Annotated in this window: 1 protein-coding gene; it reads left to right on the top strand. The window is 42.1% G+C overall.

Going from position 1 to position 3,366, the window contains the following annotated elements; genetic code table 11:
• Positions 1 to 91: 91 nt before the first annotated feature.
• Positions 92 to 3,366: pyruvate:ferredoxin (flavodoxin) oxidoreductase (nifJ, locus tag RYO55_RS09575; RefSeq protein WP_314985300.1), on the top strand; the 3,275-nt coding region annotated here is incomplete at its 3' end.

Below are 3,366 nucleotides of genomic sequence, written 5' to 3'. Positions count from 1 at the left end.
CGCAAGTTTGTAATGGTTGTTATTCCTAAACATAATGATAGATTAAGCAAGTGTTCTATTTTTGCTAAATGCTTAAGGAGGCAATAATCACATGAGTCGTAAATTTAAAACTATGGACGGCAACCAAGCGGCTGCTCACGTTTCTTATGGTTTTACAGAAGTTGCTGCGATTTATCCAATCACTCCATCTTCTCCAATGCCAGAACACATTGATGAATGGGCTGCATCTGGTCGAAAAAACATCTTCGGCAACACTGTTCAAGTTGTAGAAATGCAATCTGAAGCAGGTGCTGCTGCTGCAACCCACGGTTCTTTACAAGCTGGTGCATTAACAACAACTTTCACATCTTCCCAAGGTTTGTTATTGATGCTTCCTAACTTATATAAAGTAGCAGGTGAATTACTTCCAGGTGTATTCCAAGTAGCTGCTCGTGCATTGGCTGCACATGCTTTGGCTATCTTTGGTGACCACCAAGACGTAATGGCTGCTCGTGCAGCTGGCTGTGCTATGTTAGCTGAATCCTCTGTACAAGAAGTAATGGACTTGTCCGCTGTAGCTCACTTGACAGCTATTAAAACTCGCGTACCTTTCATCAACTTCTTTGACGGTTTCCGTACATCCCACGAAATTCAAAAAATTCAAATCTGGGACTATGAAGATTTAAAACCATTGGTTGACATGGATGCTGTTAAAGCGTTCCGTAAAAATGCTTTAAATCCAGATGCTCCTGTAACTCGTGGTACTGCAGAAAACCCTGACGTTTACTTCCAACATCGTGAAGCATCCAACAAATTCTACTTGAACGTTCCTGACGTTGTAGAACACTACATGAACGAAGTTAACAAATTGGCAGGTACTAACTACCAATTGTTTAACTATCATGGTGCTCCTGATGCTACTGACGTTGTTGTAACTATGGGTTCTTCCGCTCAAGTTGTAGAATCCACCGTGGATTACCTCAACAAATTGGGCCGCAAAGTTGGTTTTATCAACGTTCATTTGTTCCGCCCATTCGCAACAGATCGTTTGTTGAAAGCTCTTCCTAAAACTGTAGAACGCATTGCAGTTCTTGACCGTACTAAAGAACCAGGTGCTTTGGCTGAACCATTGTTCTTAGACGTACAAGCAGCTGTAGTTGACGGTGGCCGTAATGTAAAAGTTATCGCTGGTCGTTATGGTTTGAGCTCCAAAGACGTTATCCCTGCAGACATCGTTGCTGTATTCGATAATTTAGCTGCTGAAAATGGTAAGAAATTCTTCACATTGGGTATCAATGATGATGTTACATTCTTGTCCTTAGATCGTGCTGAAGGCGTAGAAGTTGAAACTCCTGGTTTGACTGAATGTAAATTCTGGGGCTTCGGTTCTGACGGTACTGTAGGTGCGAATAAATCCGCTATCAAAATCATCGGTGACCACACTGATATGTATGCTCAAGCATACTTTGACTACGACTCCAAAAAATCTGGTGGCGTAACAATGTCTCACCTTCGTTTTGGTAAAAATCCAATCAACTTGCCTTACTTGATTACTGAACCTCAATTCGTAGCATGTCACCGTCAATCTTATGTACATGAATACGACTTGATTCGCGGCATCAAAAAAGGCGGTACATTCTTATTGAACTGTACTTGGTCTCCTGAAGAATTGGATGAACATTTACCTGCTAAATTACGTCGTCAAATCGCAGAAAAAGAATTGAACTTCTACATCATCAATGCTGCGAAAATCGCTTCCGAAATCGGTTTGGGCGGTCGTATCAACATGGTAACGCAAGCTGCATTCTTCAAATTGACTGAAATCATCCCTGTAGATGATGCTGTTAAATACCTTAAAGAATCCGTAGTAACTTCTTACGGTAAAAAAGGTCAAAATATCGTTGACATGAACAATGCTGCTATCGATCAAGGTGTTAACGCTTTGGTAAAAGTAGATGTTCCTGCTAGCTGGAAAGACGCAGTAGATGATGGCAATCATGCAGTTAAACCTGGTTGCGAATCTTGCCCATCCTTCGTTCAAAATATTGCACAACCAATCAATGCACAAGCTGGTTATGATCTTCCTGTATCCAAATTCTCTGGCTATGAAGATGGTACATTACCTGCTGGTACTGCTAAATTCGAAAAACGCGGTCCTGCATTGTTCGTTCCAAAATGGTTGCCTGAAAACTGTATTCAATGTAACCAATGTTCCTTCGTATGTCCACATGCTACAATTCGTCCAATTTTGGCAACTGAAGCAGAAGTGGCTGCAGCTCCAGAACATTTCGATACAATCCCTGCATTGGGTGCTAAAGATCTTCAATTCCGTATCGCTGTATCCCCATTAGATTGCTTGGGTTGCGGTAACTGTGTTGATATCTGTCCAGCTCCTAAAGGCAAAGCTATCGTGATGACATCCATCGATACTGAAATCGAACAAGCTGAAGCTTGGAACTATGGTGTTAACCTTCCTGTAAAAGAAAATCCTATGAAGAAGGAAACTGTTAAAGGTTCCCAATTTGAACAACCATTGTTCGAATTCTCCGGTGCTTGCGCAGGTTGTGGTGAAACTCCTTATGCTAAATTGTTAACTCAATTGTTCGGTGACCGTATGATGATTGCCAATGCAACTGGTTGTTCCTCCATCTGGGGTGCTTCCATGCCTGCATCTCCATACACAACTAACCAACAAGGTCATGGTCCTTCTTGGGCAAACTCCTTGTTCGAAGATAATGCTGAGTATGGTTATGGTATGTACATCGGCGTTAAGAAAATCCGCCAACAATTAGTAGAATTGGCTGCTAAAGCAGTTGAAACTGCTACTGGCGAATTGAAAGACGCTTTAGAACAATGGATTGAATTTGCTAACCTTGGTGCAGCTACTCGTCAACGTTCCGAACGTTTAGTAGCAGCTATCGAAGCTGAAGGCGCTACAACTCCTGAATTGAAAGAAATTCTTGAGAAAAAACAATTCTTGATCAAACGTTCTCACTGGATCTTCGGTGGTGACGGCTGGGCATACGACATCGGCTTCGGCGGTGTTGACCATGTATTAGCTTCTGGCGAAGACGTAAACATCTTCGTATTCGATACTGAAGTATACTCCAACACTGGTGGTCAAGCATCTAAATCCACTAACGTAGCAGCAGTTGCTCAATTCGCAGCTTCTGGTAAACGTACTAAGAAGAAAGACCTTGGCATGATGGCTATGTCTTATGGTTATGTATACGTAGCACAAGTAGCTATGGGTGCAGACAAAAACCAATTGATGAAAGCTGTTACAGAAGCTGAAGCATATCCAGGTCCATCCTTGATCATCGCTTACAGCCCATGTATCAACCATGGTATCAAAGCTGGTATGGGTAAAGCTCAAGAAGAACAACG

The sequence above is a fragment of the uncultured Veillonella sp. genome (assembly GCF_963551295.1).
Taxonomy (GTDB): domain Bacteria; phylum Bacillota; class Negativicutes; order Veillonellales; family Veillonellaceae; genus Veillonella.
The sequence above is the reverse complement of the archived record's forward strand: the minus strand, read 5'-3'. Positions and strand labels throughout refer to the sequence as shown.